Source organism: Cytophaga sp. (assembly GCF_051961495.1).
GTDB lineage: Bacteria > Bacteroidota > Bacteroidia > Cytophagales > Cytophagaceae > Cytophaga.
Genome location: NZ_JBQCDF010000027.1, coordinates 1 through 15,418 on the forward strand (window position 1 = coordinate 1; position 15,418 = coordinate 15,418).

Here is a 15,418-nt window from a genome sequence, read left to right on the forward strand (position 1 = left end):
GGCATTGGCCGCTTTTTTTATAACATAGAAGGAAAGTTGGAATTTGAACCAGACTATCTGGTTAATTTCTCGTCTGATAGTTTTGGGTTGACAGATTTTGTTTTTAAACCAATTGAGCGTAATACTTACAATATGAACCAGCCGACTACTCACCGTAATGCAAAAGATGCGTCTGCGAAAGCGACCGAAAAAGGTGAAGCAGCACAACAAAAATCCAATTCTCTTACCAAAGTTCTTTTAATATTAATGCCTTTAGTGGTATTGATTGGAGCAGCAGGATATGTTGTATATAACCAACAGCAGGACATTTCTCTTGGCGGTATCAGCATTTTTAAAACCTTAGGTATTAAAAAAGAAGTTGCTGTAGCTGATACAACAACCAAAGTAGCAGCCGTTGATTCTGTTGCAGCTGAAGTGGAGCAGGCGGTAGAAATGCCTCAGGAAGTAGCTGCTGTTGAAGAAACAGTGATTGAAGAGAAACCTGTTTCAGTAAAGAAAGAAAAGAAAACTGTAGCAGCAGTGCAAACAGCTGATGCGGTTTCGGGTAAATATTATGTTATTGTGGGTTCATTTAAAAATGAATCAAATGCGGATAAGCTACATGAAAAATTATCTGCCAAAGGTAAAGCTGTTACCAAGCTGCCAATAGATGCAAACGGATATTACAAAGTGGCAGTAGGGGCTTTTGATTCTATGGAGGCCGCTAATACAGAAGCTTCGGGATTGGCAGCTGACTTCAGTGGTACCTGGATAAAGAAATACTAAAGTTGCTGCAGGTAATGGATGCCATTGCCTGAAAAAAACGTTGACACTTTAAACGCGGACAGTCATGGCAGTGAATGAACAAAAAGACAAAGAAATCAAAGGGATTATAATCTCTGTTGTAATTCATGCCATGTTTTTGCTGTTATTCTTTTTTATAACAGTTTTTAAAGCACAAGACCCACCATTATCCGGCATGGCCGGAGCAGATATAAATTTTGGTTTTGATTCTGAAGGTTCAGGGGATAACAATTCCATGGATCAGGCAACAGACAATCAAGAGCATACTGAACAGGCAGACAATGCGCAGGCGGTAGAAGAAGCTGCAGCACCTGAAGAAGTGCTTTCAACAACGAATGTGAATGCTGACAATGTTGTTCCTGATACTAAAAAGACTTCTACTTCACAAACCTCTACCAACACAACACAGAATACTACCCAGAATACAAATAAAAATACCAGCACGTCTAAACCGGGTGGTACAGAAGGGCATGGTACTTCCAACACAACCGGTAACTTTGGTAAACCAGACGGTACGCTTGATGGTAAAGGTTTGTATCCGGGTGACGGAGGAAATGGTACTGGCGGAAATGGTAATAATAGTGCCCTATCAATGGATGGATGGCATCTGGATGCTGAACCAAAAGTAGATAATGCAGATAAAGAAGCGGGTAAAGTTACTTTTACTGTTAAGATAGATAGTGAAGGCAATATTCTTGGTATTAAAGTTGGTGAAAAGCAGGTAAGCGAAGGTCTTATCAAAAAATGTGAAGATGAAATCCGTAAGATGGAATTCATTCGAAACAAAACGAATCGTAACACCAGCGAAACTTTTACCGGAGTGGTAACATTTGTATTCCGAAAAACCTGATTCGTGCATTATAGTCAAGCAATTGATTTTCTTTATAATCAATACCCCGCCTTTGAAAAGCAAGGAGGTTTAGCATACAAGCCCGGCCTTGATAATGTCCTTGGAATTTCTGCCGCATTCGGCAATCCGCATCTCTTATTTAAATCTGTTCATATTGCCGGTACAAACGGCAAAGGCAGTAGCTCAAGCATGCTGGCTTCGGTGTTACAGAGCGCAGGCTATAAAGTAGGTTTGTATACTTCACCGCATATTCATGATTTTACAGAACGCATCCGCATCAATGGCATTCCTGTTCCGCAGGATGTAGTGGTTGATTTTGTTCAGCAACACACAGCAATATTCGATCAGTTTAAGCCTTCTTTTTTTGAAATTACCACAATCCTCGCATTCAATTGGTTTGCGAAGCAGCAGGTAGACATTGCCATCATTGAAACCGGTATGGGTGGCCGCCTGGATGCAACCAACATCATTCAACCTGAAGTTTCCCTGATTACGAATGTAAGCCTTGATCATACACAGTTTTTAGGCAATACTCCAGAATTGATTGCTGCTGAAAAGGCAGGGATCATAAAAAAATCAACACCGATTGTTATTTCTGAATGGCAGGAAGGTTTGATTTCCATATATGAAGAGATCGCTCACAGGCTGGAAGCTCCGTTGATAAAGGCGTTTGAACATTATAAGGCTGCAATTGTTTCTGCTTCAGATACAGCATCGCATTTGGAGGTTACAGATTGTAAAGTAAATCAGCAGTACAATCTTGCATTGGATCTGCAGGGAAACTACCAGGCAAAAAATATCATTGGCGTTTTGTCTGTGCTGGATCAACTGGTTTTGAAAGGGTGGAATATCAGTAAAACATCTGTAAAAAGCGGACTTGAACATGTGCAGCAATTGTCAGGCTTTCGGGGCCGTTGGCAGGTTGTATCACATAAGCCTTTAGTAGTACTGGATGCAGCGCACAATGTTGCCGGTATGGAATATTCTGTAAAACAATTGCAGCAATATAAAAAGCCCATACATATTGTGATTGGCATGGTGAAAGATAAAGATATTTCTCAGGTGTTATCGTTGATGCCGAAAGAAGCAGCTTATTATTTTTGTCAGGCAGATTCTCATAGGGCTATGCCAGCAGCAGAATTGGAAGCATTGGCACAAAACTTCGGTCTGCGCGGACAAGCTATACCAAACGTGAATAAAGCATTCAAACAAGCTCAAAAGAATGCCGGCATGGATGATGTTATCTGGGTGGGAGGTAGTTTATATGTTCTGGGAGATTTAGTAATAAAATAGAATGGCACGTAAAAAATTAATGCGCTTTAAATGGAACGAAGAGGTACACAACCTGTTTCAACCTGAAAAAGAAAATTACAAAGCGTATAAAGGAAAATGGAATGAATATTTTAAGAATGATCATCCGATCATTCTGGAGGTTGGCTGCGGAAGGGCTGAGTATACAACGGGTCTGGCTGCATTGTTTCCTGAGAATAACTACATTGGTTTGGATATAAAAGGCGCAAGGCTCTGGAAGGGGAGTTCATTATCCGTTGAACAAGGTTTGAATAATACAGCATTCATCAGAACCAAATTGCAGAACCTTGAAGACTTCTTTTTACCAGGTGAAGTGAAAGGAATCTGGATTACTTTCCCTGATCCTAAACCAAGGGAAAGTGAAGCCAAACTTCGTTTATCAGGATTGCGCTTTATGAATATTTATCGTAAGCTTATGCCAGATGGCGGAAAGGTTTTCTTTAAAACGGATAATAGAGCTTTGTTTGATCATACGCTGGAAGTATTGCAGGATGCGTCGCTTAAGATTACAAACCTTGTCTTTACACATGACCTGTATCAGTCTGATTTGTTATCTGAACATTATGGTATTCAAACTACTTATGAAAAGACTTATCTGAATCAGGGCGTACCGATCAATTATTTGAAGTTTGATTTTCTACCAAAATAAAATGAGTACATGTTTTGAATTTTTCATGTTGATTTTCCTGGGTATGCTAATGAATACTGTTTTAGCGCAGGACACTATTAGATCGGATAAGCAGCTGAATGATGTTGAAAAGGTAGGTACGCCACATTCAAAAATCGGGAATTCAAATGAGTATAAGTATTATATTACTTTTGCTGTAACCGTTGATAGTCTTGGTAATGTTCTATATGCTAGTGTTGTCAAAAAAATATAGGCAACAAGCTTACTCAAAAATGCAGGGGAAAAATTTATAAAATGAGATTCAATACTGAAAAACCTGACGCAAAAGGTCTTGTTACCTTTGTTTTTAAAGAAGGCTATTAACTAATAAATGAAGCCTTGGATAAATCATTCAAGGCTTCATTTTTTTTAATCAAAAATGGCTTTTATAAAATCTTAAATCCGGCAGATAGCATAAACACATTGGTATACATTGTGCTGCTGGATTTGTCAATATCTGTAAGTCCCTGCTGGTATCTCAGGTCGAACGTTAATTTCCATACGTCCCAGCCTGCACCAACATTCAACAGGATATTGTCTGAAGAATAATCCGGTTTTCCTCCATCATACTTAAATGAGCTAATGTTTGAATAGCTCGGTCCGGCGAATATTCGTACATATGTCAAATCAGTAAATTTAAAGATTCTGTATCCAAGCAATAAATCTGCATTTATGTTGTTCATCTTAGTATCTATGTTTGATTGGTTGAAATCAAATGTAGATGTATTATGCACATAATAAATGGCAGGTTGTATATACCATTTTTTGATATCTCCCCGAAGAAAGCCGCCCAAGGCATAACCGGTACCCGGTTTGCTGTTTGCAACATCTGAATGATCCAGCATGGATGAGGTAAGTCCTGCCATCGGTCCAAAGGTGATTAACTTTTGTGCCTGGGCAAACTGAATAATAAACAAAACGATGATAAATAAAAGTATCTTTTTCATAAGTGTGTTTTAAGAGAAGGCTAAGGTATTAAAAACCTTACTGGTTCTGAAATGAAATTTACGTTAACAATATACTATTTTGAAGATGGATTGTTGGTAAGAATTGGTTTGGGACACCTACAATAAACTCGAAAAATATGCGTATTTTTGAAAAAATACCTACAATATGTCTGTATTAGTAAAAGACTTAGTTAAAATTTATGGAAAGCAGCGTGCTGTTGATGGTATAACTTTTACTGCAAACAAAGGACAAATAACAGGATTTTTAGGTCCGAATGGTGCAGGGAAGTCAACTACAATGAAAATCGCAACATGCTTCATTCCGCCGTCATCCGGTACGGTTGAAGTATGCGGCTATGATGTAGAGGTATCACCTATAGAAGTTCGCAGACAGATCGGCTATTTACCCGAACACAATCCATTATACCTGGACATGTACGTGCAGGAATACCTGCAATTTACAGGAGGGCTTTATGGCATGAAAGGTGCACACCTGCAAAAACGTATTGCAGAAATGATTGATTTGTGCGGTTTGGGTGTTGAACAATATAAAAAGCTGGGTGCCTTATCGAAAGGTTACAGACAAAGAGCCGGACTGGCACAAGCGCTGATTCATGATCCGCAGGTGCTTATTCTGGATGAACCAACTACGGGTCTTGATCCGAACCAGATTTTAGAAATCAGAAAAGTAATAAAAACCATTGCGAAGGATAAAACAGTAATCTTCTCAACCCACATCATGCAGGAAGTACAGGCATTGTGTGATCAGGTAATTATTATCAATAAGGGTAAAATTGTTGCCGATAAAACAATCGCTGAAATCCGTAATCTGAATACTGCTATTAAAATCATCCGACTGGAGTTTACTGAAAACGTAGACATACCTTTCTTTAAAGAGTTTGATTACGTTTCAGATGCAAGACATGTACAAGGCAATATTTATGAACTGGTTGTAACAACAGATGCCGATACCCGTCCGTTGATTTTTAAAGCCTGTGCAGAAAAAGGTTGGACACTGATCGAAATGAAAATAGAAGAGCAGTCGCTGGAAAGTGTGTTCAGAGAATTAACTTCTAAAATATAATTGACTTTATGTGGAGCATATTCAGGAAAGAAATAGCCGTATTCCTTAATTCATTAATTGCCTATTTAGTTATACTTGTTTTTTTAACCTTCATAGGAGTTTTCATGTGGGTATTGCCTGAAAGCAGTATTCTTGATTACGGGTATGCAGAAATGGATACATTGTTTTCCTACGGACCTTTAGCGTTCCTGTTATTGATTCCGGCAATTACTATGCGTTCTTTCGCAGAGGAGAAAAAAGACGGTACCATTGAATTGTTATTGACCAAGCCAATCAGTGACTGGTCATTGCTGATGGGGAAATATTTATCAGCCTGCTCGCTGGTCGCATTGGCGCTCATTCCAACTGCTTTGTATTACATCTCCGTTTATCAGTTAGGCAAACCTGTTGGGAATATTGATTCTGCAGCAGTTGCCTCATCGTATATCGGATTGTTTTTATTAGGCTGTGTATATACAGCTACCGGTATCTTTGCTTCTTCAATCAGTACCAATCAGATTGTTTCATTCATTGTAGCCTTATTGTTGTGTTATGTGCTGTATAGCGGTTTTGATCATCTGGCAAGCTTAAGCTTATGGGAAGGTTCAGCAATAACCTTACTGCCATTTGGCCTGGATTATCATTACAATGCACTCAGTAAAGGTGTAGTAGATTCCAGGAATGTATTTTACTTTTTGACAGTGATTGGCATTATGCTTTTATCGACGAAAATTATTTTAGGTAGCAGAAAGTGGTAAGCAACGTGAAGAAAAAAAACGATATACTTGAATATGTGTTCCTGATAGCCATTTTGGTATTTGTTAATATCATATTGTCTGAACATTTCTTTCGACTTGATTTTACTGAAGATAAGAGGTATTCTATTTCTCCAGTTTCTCAAAAAGTGTTGAGCGAATTGGATGGAGATGTTTATGTAGAAATTTTCCTTGATGGTGAATTGAATCCGGATTATGACCGGTTAAGAAAATCCATCAAAGAAAAGCTGGATCAGTTTAAGGCCTATTCAAATAATAAATTAGAATACAGGTTTATTAATCCTTCAGACGAAGCCGATGAACAAATGCGTGAACGGGGCTTCCGCCTCATTGCACAAAGAGGGATCAAGCCTAAGTATTTTCTGGAAGAGAAGAACGGACAGAAAACAGAGAAGCTGATTTTTCCGGGTGCGATCGTAAGCTATAAACAAAATGAAACGCCTGTTCAATTTTTAAAAGGAAATAAAGTACAATCTGATGAAGAACAGTTGAACCAGGCAGTAGAAGGTGTGGAGTTTGAATTGTTAAAAGCAATACGCAAACTCAGCATTACAAATTACAAATCCATTGCAATCATCGAAGGGCATGATGAACCTTCAAAAGAAAATCTCGAAGATATAACGAGTACATTGAATGAATTTTACGCCGTGAAGCGGGTGCGTTTGGATAGTTTGGATGCATTGAAAAACGTTGACCTGGCAATGGTTGTCGGCCCGAAGGTGGCATACACGGAAAAGGAAAAATTTATTCTGGATCAGTTTATCAATAACGGTGGTAAGGCAATGTTTGTGTATGACGCCATTGATATTCGTAAAGATAGCTTGAAGAATGGGGAGACATTTGGTTTGAGTAAAAATCTCAATCTCGATGATTTGCTTTTCAGATATGGCGTGCGTATGAACCAAACGGTGGTAGAAGATATGAACTGTGCCAAAACAGTTGTGCAGACAGGTTTAAATGGCGAAGTACAGGCGCTTAATTTTCCATATTACCCGATTATTTATCAATTCGGGAATCACCCGATTGTAAAGAATATGGATGCAGTTGTTCTACGTTTTGCAGGTTCTATTGATACCGTGAAAGCAAACGGAATCAAAAAGACACCGTTGGTTCAAACCTCTGTTCAATCAAAGGAAGTACAGGTGCCATTCCAGATTGACCTGGATGAATTGAAAAAAGACCTGGATCCGGAATCATTCAAAGGCGGCAACAAAACAGTAGCGTGTTTATTGGAAGGAAATTTCACTTCCTTGTATAAAAGTCGTCCGGCGCCGTTTGAAAATACACCTGTGGTTTCAGGTGCTAAGCCTTCCAAGATACTGGTGTGCGGAGATTTGGAAATGATCCGCAATGACTATGATGCGAATCGTAAAATGCCTGTACCGGTAGGGTACGACCGCGATATGCGTTATCTGTTTTCGAACAAAGAGTTTATCATGAATGCTATTGATTACATGATGGAAGAAGAGCTATTGCTTGTTCGGGAAAAAGAAGTTGTATTGCGCCCGTTAAATGATCAGAAGATTAAAGCGGATAAAAAATTTTGGCAGATCATAAATATTCTTTCTCCGATCATGATTGTTCTGGTCTATGGAATCAGCCGTTATATGTGGCGTAAGAAAAAATACGGTACACCACGCAATTCTTAGTTAATAGTTATGTTTAGAGGTATTACAACCCGTGTTAAAGTATTGTTCCTGTTCGCCGTTGTAACGGGGGCCATGGCTTTATGGACACTTACGAATAAAGAAAAATCAGGTAAACCTGAGTATTCGGATTTTATTAAAATAGATACCACAGACCTTGTAAAGGTTACATTCACGAATCATAAGCAATCCCATTATGTTGCTCCTAAAACAGCTCAGGTATGGTTCATTGATTCTAAATATGACGTGCGCAAGGATATCATCACAACGATGAAGTTAGGGCTGGCACGTATGGAAGTAAAAATGCCTGTGGCTTCAGAGATTAAAGAAAAGATCAGAAAGCGTTTGATCGCAGAAGGCGTACATGTAGAAGTCTTGACAGAAGAAGGTAAAAAAGAATTCTGGATATTGACCAATGATAACGATGAGAATAGCTCTTATTTCATCAATGCGCCATCAGCTGAGCCATATATTGTCTATGTGCCGGGCTTTACAGGTGATTTGACAGATCTGTTCAGATTGGCGCCGGGAGACTGGAGAAATAAAGCCTTGTTCCGGAATTTTGCGGGTGGAATAGAAGAAATTCATTTGTCATATGAAGAGCACCCGAAAGATGGATTTGTAATAAAAAAAGTTTTAAACAAATATGAAGTTGTTGACATGCCTCTGGTTGATTCAACACGTTTACAAACATATTTATCCCTGTATCAACATGTAAATGTTGATAATTACCTTGTTGATAAGCAGAGAGATTCTGTGGAATACCTGTTGAAATCGCGACAACCTAAAGTGCTTTTATCGGTAGCAGATTTCGACAAAAGCCGCTCCAGAACGATTCAGATATATGAAGCCCTCCCGGGGACGAAATTGCTTTATGCAAGGATTGTGGATAACGGAGAGTTGGTAACACTGAGTCCGGAAGTGTTCTTTAGGTTATTAGTAAGAAAACAATGGTTTATGGATAAATAAGCCATTGTTCGCTAGAATATTCGTGAACAATGTCTTATTTTTACACTAATATTTTTGGTTTATTTATAAAAAAGATTCAAGGATGAAATTTGTCGTTTCTTCAAATGCATTGCTAAAGCAATTAACTGCCATTAACGGTGTTATTACAACCAATCCGGTAGTGCCTATTTTAGAAAATTTCCTATTTGAAATTGGAGATGGAATGCTGGTTGTTTATGCTTCTGATCTTCAGACATCAATGATTACAGAAATCGCTGTAGAAGCGAAAGCTAAGGGTAGTATTGCTGTTCCTGCAAAGATTTTGCTGGATACACTGAAAAACCTTCCTGAGCAACCTGTAACATTCACGATTGATCCGGAGACTTATAGTATTGAAATCAGCTCTGATAACGGTCGTTACAAGCTTTCAGGAGAAAATGCTACAGATTTCCCGAAAGTGCCAGCTGTTAAAAATGGCTATAGCGTTGATATTTCGACTGAAATATTAAACCGCGCTATTTCTTCAACCATCTTTGCTGCCAGCAACGACGAATTAAAGCCTGCCATGACAGGGGTATATGTATCCTTAACAGAATCAAACGCAACATTTGTTGCAACAGACGGTCACCGTTTGATCCGTTACAGACGTACGGATATTGTTTCTGAAATGGCTAATACATTGATCATTCCTAAAAAGGCATTGAACTTATTGAAAGCTTCTTTGCCTTCAGAAAATACAAATGTTAAGATTGAATATAATGCATCAAATGCTTTCTTCAGCTTTAACAACATTAAAATGATTTGTCGTTTGATCGATGAGCGTTTCCCTGATTATGAGAACGCTATTCCGGTTGACAATCCGAATGTTCTTACAATCACAAGAACGGATATGATGAACTCATTGAAACGTATTTCTATTTACGCAAATAAAACAACTCACCAGGTTCGTTTGAAATTAGCAGGCAGTGAATTACAGATTTCTGCAGAAGATCTGGATTTCTCTAACGAAGCCAACGAACGTTTATCTTGTGAGTTTGAAGGACAGGATATGGAGATAGGCTTTAATGCTAAATTCCTGGTAGAGATGCTGAGCAATCTGGATAGTCCGCAAATCTCTATGCACTTTTCTGCGCCAAACAGAGCTGGTATCATCACTCCGGCAGATAAAGATGAGCATGAAGATGTATTGATGCTTGTAATGCCTGTAATGTTAAACAGCTACGCATAATCATATAGCTAATCAAATATTGAAATCCCGTCCCGATAACGATCAGGACGGGATTTTTTCTTTATAAGATTCATAATTCATAATTTCTTTCATGTCAACAGCAGCATTCTATATTGAACAATTAGGTTTAACAGTTCACCCAGAAGGAGGTTACTTTAAAGAAGTTTACCGTTCAGAGATGCGTTCAGCATTTGAGGGATTTGCAGGGGAACGCAATGTTTCTACTTCCATTTATTTCTTGCTGGATGGGTCAGATAAATCGCATTTGCATAAAATCAAATCTGATGAGACCTGGTTTTTTCATATAGGAAATTCTGTTGAGGTTGTGATTTTACATAACGGAAATTGTTCAGTCATTACGTTAGGCTCAGCTATAGAAAAAGGCGAGGTGTTTCAATTTACAGTACCGGCAGAATCTTGGTTTGGCGCCAGAATAAAGGGAGAGAGCGGCTTCGGTTTGGTTAGTTGTACGGTAGCTCCTGGTTTTGATTTCGCAGATTTTGAACTGGCTGAATACAAAAAAATAAGCCGGGAATACCCGGCTTATGATTCTATATTAAAGGAAATGTGTTTATAGTTAATAAACCTAAGATCCTTTTTAATAATTTATTTTTTCTAAACGTAAGTCTACGGATTTTAATTTTTTATTGTATTCAAAAATCATAACATATCCAGGCTTGCCCGCTAAGGCTTTAATATACTTTGTACTTGAGGTTAATTGAATTTTATCAGTTGAATAAGGTTCATTTATACCTTTAATGATATAACGTAATTCGAATTCATATTTACCGCTTTCATCTTTTACTAAATCAAGATAGGTAACAAAAAATCTGGATTGATCTTTATTTGAAAGGGAATATTGATAATCAAAGCCACCGGCAGACTTTACAATTGCAGCCAGCGTTTGGGCATCGACCATGCCTTCTTTATCAAAGTAGTATTTCGAAACAGTTTTGTCGAATTTTGTTACATCTTTAAGTTTAAAATCCGGTGTGAATTCCATGATGTACATGTCCTCCATTACAATACTACATGGAACGCCGTCATTACTTAATGCCATGCCAACGCCATCTAATTTTTTTCTGTATTGTTCAGTAATTGCGTAAAACGAACCATCGTTTAATTTGATAATATTGTGAAAGTAAAAATATCCTAGATCAGCAATTTTTCCGCTGTCCTTCACTTTAAAATATTTACTTAAACCTTCCTGCCAGCTTACATAAGAACTGGATTTTATTTTGCCATCAAGTGTAAGAGCAATATTAAACATACCCTTGCTTAAATCTTTTATGATGTTATCCTGTGGGTTAAAATATAACCCCATAATTTTTATTTCGTTTGTCGTTTTGTCAAAGTATGCTTCCAGCGGCTGAAGCTTATGTGTCGCATCATCAAGTCCTACGTTGAAAATCTGTTTTCCGGCAGCTATATCAATACCCAATACCGTAAAGGTCATATCCTGTGAAAGTAGTGACGGTCTTGAATTTACGATTGATAATAATATATTTTCATTTTGTTCTAAAAATGAAGCTAGTTCAAGATTTTTAGAATTTACATCACTGTCAACACTCCAGGTTTTTTTGCCATCAGATGAGAAGAAAGAAATTTGGTATCCGGCAGATTTATTTTTAACGATGTTGTAATCTACGTACCCTGAATTTTCTATTGAAACAACTGTTGAAAATTCTACGCCTGATTCTGAATTGGCATAATAAGACAATGTCGTTTTATTCATAGCCGAGCATGGGAGCTCTTTTTGGAAAATTAAGTTCGTATTTAAATCGTAGCAATAGTATTTAAGGATGCTGTTTTTATTATCCAAAAATTTCAACAAAACAGATTCTCCATTAAAGTCTGCTTCACACAAGGTAAGAGATTTGGATTCAATAATTGTCTTACTTGCCGTTTCTTCCAGATTGCTGTTTAAGATTGATAATAGGTATGAGTAATTCGCTTTGTCAACTTTTTCAACTCTGTATAACATTACATAGCCGGTTACTACATTGTCTTTCATAATATAATTAATATTTGAAAGACTCATTTTTTGAATATTATTTATTGTTTTTTTCTGAGCCAAAGCAGAATAGGAAAGGAAGCAAATGAGTGCTCCCATAAAGATTTTTTTCATGAAATTGGAGATTTGATAATTAAACAGGTAAGATATTAATAGAATTTTTCTTTGTAAGAACCGTTGGGGTATTTGTTCAAATACTCGTTGTGAATGATATCTGATGTTTCCAGATCATTATTAGCTTTGGCAACCTGGTAAGAAGTGTAGAGGAATTCTTCATCTTTAAATTTATTGTAATACTGCAGCACAAAAAGCATGTTTATATTGGTTATGTCTGTACTTCGCCATTCTCTAATAAGGTGTGTTAAATCATAATAATTTAGATTATAAGAGCTTGAAACTAATGGTACATACAAACCAACTTCGTGTTTCGCTTTTGCAAAATTAATTATATTTAAACTTTTACCAATTTTTGAAACTAAATAACTATCATCCGGAAACTCCATTTGCAGTTTTAATGATTCATAAATACAGTAACTCAGTCTTTTTGAGTAAAATGCATATTCAATAACTTCATATTTGGAGATCTTTTTCATTTCAAAAAATAAATCCTCATTTTGAAAAAATATTTTTTTATTAGGCTGAACAGGTGAAGCCTTCAAATAGACAATCCGTATTTTACAATCTGGGTGTGTTTTTAGCGAATCTTCAAGCAGGATTTCAGAAGTTGTTTTCTTTTGAACCATTACCAGCATGTCGCTTTTATCCAGCCACTCTGATTTAAAAGGGTACTGAGGGAAATTGAAGACTTTGGAATAATCTATTTGAATTTTGTTTTGTTCGTCTTCTATATGATCGAGAATGTCAAGAGCGGTCAGTGCTTCTGCTTCACTGTAAATAGTATTGGATAAGTATAAAAAGCCCAGAGAGTCAGCTTCTTTTTCATGTTGCCGGCTGATCTTTCTATGTCTTAATGTAATATCTGTAAGTAAATTCTGCAGGCGGGTGTTTTGATTGTATTTACTTTTTGCAATTGAATTTATTTCGTCTTTTGTAGCAGTGGATTGATAATCCGAAATTGTTTTTTGAATATCCTCATTAGAATGATTAAGAATATAATGTGAAATTTCATGGCAGATAATAAATGCTAATTGGCTTTCATTATTCAGCCGGGCAATTAATCCGATATTAATCTCGATGGTGCCATCGCCTCTTGATAATGCATTTGCTTCCGCATCTCTATTGATGAGCAAACGTATATTCCGATCTTTTAAGGAAGGATTGCTTTTTATTATTTCATTAAAAATAGTATTAACATATAAGTTTAGAGGAGTCCTTAATAAATAGCAATTGCTATCTAATGCTTTTATTAAGTCATCAGCCCGTTCGGTGTATATTTTCTGAAGGGCTTCTTTATTTTTTAAATCAGTTATTGATTTTATTTCTGCTTCCTTCGATTTAATTATTTGCCTCTTTAACTGATAAAGACCATTTGTATCGTTGCTAAGAGGGATATAAGTTTGAGCAGTTAATAATAAGGTATTTAAAAGTAATACATTTACTAAAATGAATATTCGCATATTTCAATTGAACCAGATTCTCAGTTGTCTAGTTCTTTTATAACTTCCATTTCGTCAACAATATATTTGGTATCGCCAACCCAAAATAATTTCCAGTATTTTTGGTAGTAATGCAATTTAACTCTGTGGCCGTTTAACAGGGCATCATCAAGTTTTTTTAGTAATTCATCATCGTTCTTGATGGAAAAATACCAGATGTTATTAATAACGCCGCCTGACTCAACATCGCCATCAGAGTTTTCTATACTTGTGCCAATGAACATTTCACCTTCATTGGTTTTAAACAACACACCTTTGCGGGATACTTTCGTTAATGCACCTGCTCTATAACCATCGCCATATGAACCAAACATCATAAAGGCAATAAAAAGCAAGCCTACAATAATTATACTGAAAAGTATTTTCTTAAAAGTTCCCATATCTGTGTTAGCTTAAACGTGTAATTTTTGCACCCAATGCATTCAATCTGGTATCAATGTTCTGATAACCTCGATCGATTTGCTCAATATTATGAATGGTGGATTTTCCCTGTGCTGACATGGCTGCGATCAACAAAGATACACCCGCACGGATATCCGGTGAGCTCATGGAAATCCCTCTTAACGAAACCTGTTTACCAAGACCAATAACAGTTGCTCTGTGCGGATCACAAAGAATGATCTGAGCACCCATGTCAATCAATTTGTCGACAAAGAATAAGCGGCTTTCAAACATTTTCTGGTGAATCAGCACTGAACCTTTTGCTTGTGTAGCCACAACCAAAACAATGCTCAACAAGTCAGGAGTGAAGCCTGGCCAGATCTGGTCGGCAACTGTTAAGATAGAACCGTCAATGAATGTATCAATTTCATAATAATCCTGTTCAGGAATATAAATATCGTCTCCTCTGAATTCCAGTTTAATACCCAGGCGTTGGAATACGGATGGGATCAGGCCCAGCATATCGATGCGGCAATTTTTGATTGTGAGCTCGGAACCCGTCATTGCTGCAAGGCCGATGAAGCTTCCAATCTCGATCATATCAGGAAGGATTGTATGCTCAGTTCCACCTAAGTAATCTACTCCTTGAATTTTCAGCAGGTTTGACCCAATGCCGCTGATCTTTGCACCCATCCGGTTCAGCATGCTGCATAGCTGTTGCAGGTATGGTTCGCATGCCGCATTATAAATAGTTGTTTCACCTTTCGCCATTACAGCAGCTAATACAACATTGGCAGTACCTGTTACTGATGCTTCATCCAGTAACATGTAGCAACCTTTCAATTCCTGTGCGCTGATGTTATAGAAACTATCATTGGAATCGTAATCAAATGAAGCACCTAATTTCTGTAAACCAATAAAGTGTGTGTCTAATCTTCTTCTTCCGATCTTGTCACCGCCCGGCTTAGGCATTTTTGCTTTTCCGAAACGAGCCAGCAATGGCCCGATGATCATAATGGAACCACGTAATGCAGATGCTTTCTTTTTAAATTCTTCTGTATCTAAAAAATCAAGATTGATGTCTTTGGATTCAAAACGATAAGAAGAAGAAGTGATCTTTGTTACCAGAACCCCCATGTCATTTAGCAGCTCAATGAGTTTGTTAACATCTATGATGTTCGGAACGTT

General features: G+C 37.4%; 15 protein-coding genes. 10 read left to right on the plus strand and 5 right to left on the minus strand.

Features of this window, described 5'->3' with window-relative positions; translation table 11 throughout:
- From ACTHJT_RS01490 to trmB, 4 genes are all read left to right on the plus strand, one after another.
- The coding region (locus ACTHJT_RS01490; protein WP_440235860.1) for an SPOR domain-containing protein at positions 1–765 on the plus strand (765 nt) is incomplete at its 5' end.
- A 64-nt stretch (positions 766–829) separates the two neighbouring features.
- Positions 830–1,633, plus strand: a complete 804-nt coding sequence (locus tag ACTHJT_RS01495) for a hypothetical protein (protein WP_440235861.1) — start codon at positions 830–832, stop codon at positions 1,631–1,633.
- 3 nt (positions 1,634–1,636) lie between these two features.
- Positions 1,637–2,926: a bifunctional folylpolyglutamate synthase/dihydrofolate synthase gene (locus ACTHJT_RS01500; protein WP_440235862.1), complete on the plus strand. Its 1,290-nt coding sequence runs from the start codon at positions 1,637–1,639 to the stop codon at positions 2,924–2,926.
- A 1-nt stretch (position 2,927) separates the two neighbouring features.
- The gene (gene trmB / locus ACTHJT_RS01505; RefSeq protein ID WP_440235864.1) at positions 2,928–3,593 is read left to right on the plus strand and encodes a tRNA (guanosine(46)-N7)-methyltransferase TrmB; all 666 of its coding nucleotides are present in this window, start codon (positions 2,928–2,930) and stop codon (positions 3,591–3,593) included.
- Between the two features lie 404 nt (positions 3,594–3,997).
- Here trmB and ACTHJT_RS01510 read toward each other — a convergent pair whose 3' ends face one another.
- Entirely contained in the window at positions 3,998–4,558 is a 561-nt protein-coding gene (locus ACTHJT_RS01510; RefSeq protein ID WP_440235866.1) for an outer membrane beta-barrel protein, read from the minus strand.
- 166 nt (positions 4,559–4,724) lie between these two features.
- On the opposite strand from ACTHJT_RS01510, the gene gldA reads away from it, so the two are divergent.
- The 6 genes from gldA (at position 4,725) to ACTHJT_RS01540 (ending at position 10,796) form a co-directional block, all read left to right on the plus strand.
- On the plus strand, positions 4,725–5,642 hold the full coding sequence (gene gldA / locus ACTHJT_RS01515; RefSeq protein ID WP_440235867.1) for a gliding motility-associated ABC transporter ATP-binding subunit GldA: 918 nt from the start codon (positions 4,725–4,727) through the stop codon (positions 5,640–5,642).
- Between the two features lie 8 nt (positions 5,643–5,650).
- Positions 5,651–6,379 (plus strand): gliding motility-associated ABC transporter permease subunit GldF, encoded by a 729-nt coding sequence (gene gldF / locus ACTHJT_RS01520; protein WP_440235868.1) that lies wholly within the window; start codon positions 5,651–5,653, stop codon positions 6,377–6,379.
- Between the two features lie 5 nt (positions 6,380–6,384).
- Positions 6,385–8,046, plus strand: coding sequence for a gliding motility-associated ABC transporter substrate-binding protein GldG (gene gldG, locus ACTHJT_RS01525; RefSeq protein WP_440235869.1), 1,662 nt, complete (start codon positions 6,385–6,387; stop codon positions 8,044–8,046).
- A 9-nt stretch (positions 8,047–8,055) separates the two neighbouring features.
- The gene (locus tag ACTHJT_RS01530) at positions 8,056–9,012 is read left to right on the plus strand and encodes a DUF4340 domain-containing protein (RefSeq protein WP_440235870.1); all 957 of its coding nucleotides are present in this window, start codon (positions 8,056–8,058) and stop codon (positions 9,010–9,012) included.
- Positions 9,013–9,094: 82 nt separating this feature from the next.
- Complete coding sequence (gene dnaN, locus ACTHJT_RS01535) at positions 9,095–10,219, plus strand: DNA polymerase III subunit beta (RefSeq protein WP_440235871.1); 1,125 nt, start codon at positions 9,095–9,097, stop codon at positions 10,217–10,219.
- 91 nt (positions 10,220–10,310) lie between these two features.
- Entirely contained in the window at positions 10,311–10,796 is a 486-nt protein-coding gene (locus tag ACTHJT_RS01540) for a cupin domain-containing protein (RefSeq protein WP_440235872.1), read from the plus strand.
- Between the two features lie 21 nt (positions 10,797–10,817).
- Here ACTHJT_RS01540 and ACTHJT_RS01545 read toward each other — a convergent pair whose 3' ends face one another.
- The 4 genes from ACTHJT_RS01545 to ACTHJT_RS01560 form a co-directional block, all read right to left on the minus strand.
- Positions 10,818–12,347, minus strand: coding sequence for a DUF6770 family protein (locus tag ACTHJT_RS01545; protein WP_440235873.1), 1,530 nt, complete (start codon positions 12,345–12,347; stop codon positions 10,818–10,820).
- Between the two features lie 35 nt (positions 12,348–12,382).
- Positions 12,383–13,810: a M48 family metallopeptidase gene (locus ACTHJT_RS01550; protein ID WP_440235874.1), complete on the minus strand. Its 1,428-nt coding sequence runs from the start codon at positions 13,808–13,810 to the stop codon at positions 12,383–12,385.
- A gap of 20 nt (positions 13,811–13,830) precedes the next feature.
- On the minus strand, positions 13,831–14,229 hold the full coding sequence (locus ACTHJT_RS01555; protein WP_440235875.1) for a hypothetical protein: 399 nt from the start codon (positions 14,227–14,229) through the stop codon (positions 13,831–13,833).
- A gap of 7 nt (positions 14,230–14,236) precedes the next feature.
- Positions 14,237–15,418 (minus strand): UDP-N-acetylglucosamine 1-carboxyvinyltransferase (locus tag ACTHJT_RS01560; RefSeq protein ID WP_440235876.1); only part of this gene is annotated, 1,182 nt, incomplete at its 5' end.

Excerpts from the sequence above, each read along its gene's own strand:
- ACTHJT_RS01495 (WP_440235861.1), top strand. The coding sequence starts at position 830 with ATGGCAGTGAATGAACAAAAAGACAAAGAAATCAAAGGGATTATAATC.
- trmB (WP_440235864.1), top strand. The coding sequence starts at position 2,928 with ATGGCACGTAAAAAATTAATGCGCTTTAAATGGAACGAAGAGGTACAC.
- ACTHJT_RS01510 (WP_440235866.1), bottom strand. The coding sequence starts at position 4,558 with ATGAAAAAGATACTTTTATTTATCATCGTTTTGTTTATTATTCAGTTT.
- gldA (WP_440235867.1), top strand. The coding sequence starts at position 4,725 with ATGTCTGTATTAGTAAAAGACTTAGTTAAAATTTATGGAAAGCAGCGT.
- gldF (WP_440235868.1), top strand. The coding sequence starts at position 5,651 with ATGTGGAGCATATTCAGGAAAGAAATAGCCGTATTCCTTAATTCATTA.
- ACTHJT_RS01530 (WP_440235870.1), top strand. The coding sequence starts at position 8,056 with ATGTTTAGAGGTATTACAACCCGTGTTAAAGTATTGTTCCTGTTCGCC.
- dnaN (WP_440235871.1), top strand. The coding sequence starts at position 9,095 with ATGAAATTTGTCGTTTCTTCAAATGCATTGCTAAAGCAATTAACTGCC.
- ACTHJT_RS01540 (WP_440235872.1), top strand. The coding sequence starts at position 10,311 with ATGTCAACAGCAGCATTCTATATTGAACAATTAGGTTTAACAGTTCAC.
- ACTHJT_RS01545 (WP_440235873.1), bottom strand. The coding sequence starts at position 12,347 with ATGAAAAAAATCTTTATGGGAGCACTCATTTGCTTCCTTTCCTATTCT.
- ACTHJT_RS01550 (WP_440235874.1), bottom strand. The coding sequence starts at position 13,810 with ATGCGAATATTCATTTTAGTAAATGTATTACTTTTAAATACCTTATTA.
- ACTHJT_RS01555 (WP_440235875.1), bottom strand. The coding sequence starts at position 14,229 with ATGGGAACTTTTAAGAAAATACTTTTCAGTATAATTATTGTAGGCTTG.